The sequence below is a fragment of the Candidatus Cardinium sp. cBcalN2 genome (assembly GCF_022810445.1).
Classification (GTDB): domain Bacteria; phylum Bacteroidota; class Bacteroidia; order Cytophagales; family Amoebophilaceae; genus Cardinium.
In genome coordinates this window covers 1-1268 of the sequence record NZ_JAACGD010000017.1, presented here as the reverse complement: position 1 = coordinate 1268, position 1268 = coordinate 1, and the positions used below count along the sequence as shown (strand labels likewise).

Annotated in this window: 1 protein-coding gene; it reads left to right on the top strand. The window is 36.2% G+C overall.

Features of this window, described 5'->3' with window-relative positions:
• The first annotated feature begins 147 nt into the window (after positions 1-147).
• Positions 148-1236, top strand: a complete 1089-nt coding sequence (locus tag MUW74_RS00645) for an IS481 family transposase (protein ID WP_243516886.1) — start codon at positions 148-150, stop codon at positions 1234-1236.
• Positions 1237-1268 lie beyond the last annotated feature (32 nt).

Sequence of the window (1268 nt, the reverse complement as noted above, 5' to 3'; positions counted from 1 at the left end):
GGAGAGGATAAAGCTACTTTTACCAAAGGTATGTTATGTTCCTTTAGTGCTTGGCCAAATAGACGTCCTGCTATGCAATAATCTGCAGTAGTTGATATTTAATCTGACATTTGTTAATTTGTGTTGATATAAATAACAACAACTATTATGAACTTACATCAAAAAATCATCAAGCCGAAATTAGGCTTATTGGAGCTAGCCAAAACGTTAGGGAACATTTCATCGGCGTGTAAAACTATGGGTTATAGTAGAGATAGCTACTACCGCTTTAAATCCTTGTATGAAACAGGCGGTCAAGAGGCTTTACAAGAGATAAGCCGCAGGAAGCCGATTATGGCTAATAGAGTAGATCCTAGTATAGAAAAAGCAGTAGTAGATATGGCCATAGATTATCCAGCCTATGGCCAACTTAGAGTATCCAATGAACTAAAGCAGCAAGGTATACTGGTCTCTCCTGGCGGCGTTAGGTCTATCTGGTTACGTAATGACTTAAATAACATAAAAAAACGTCTTAAGGCTTTAGAGGCTAAAATGGCTCAAGATGGCCTTTTTTTAACGGAATCGCAGCTATCTGCATTAGAAAAACGTCAAAATGAACAAGAGGCATGTGGAGAAATAGATACGGAACATCCTGGTTATTTAGGTTGCCAAGATACTTATTACGTGGGTAACTTTAAAGGGATAGGTAAGGTTTATACGCAGGTATTTATAGATAGTTATTCTCGAGTAGCTCATGCAAAACTCTATACTGATAAGACATCCTTGACAGCTGCTGATCTGTTAAATGATAGAGTATTGCCTTTTTATCAAGAACAAAGCATACCCATCTTACGTATTCTAACAGATCGAGGTACTGAGTATAAAGGTAAAATAGAGCATCATGCCTTTGAGTTGTTTTTAAGTATAGAAGGTATAGACCATACGGTTACTAAAGCCTATTCACCGCAAACCAATGGGTTCTGTGAGCGTTTTAATAAAACCATGAAACAGGAATTCTTTGATACAGCTATGCGTAAGAAGATCTATACAGATTTGGATGCCCTGCAACAAGATTTAGATAGCTGGTTACATTATTATAATCATGAGCGACCACATTCTGGAAAATATTGTTACGGAAAAACTCCGATACAAACTTGGGAGGATAGTAAAAAATTAGTCTTTGAAAAAAATAATCAAATCGCGTATCTTAAAAGCATACCTGACAAACTAAACTTAACTGACAGGTATATACATTAATTTTTTAATGCCTGTCAGATTAAATATCAACT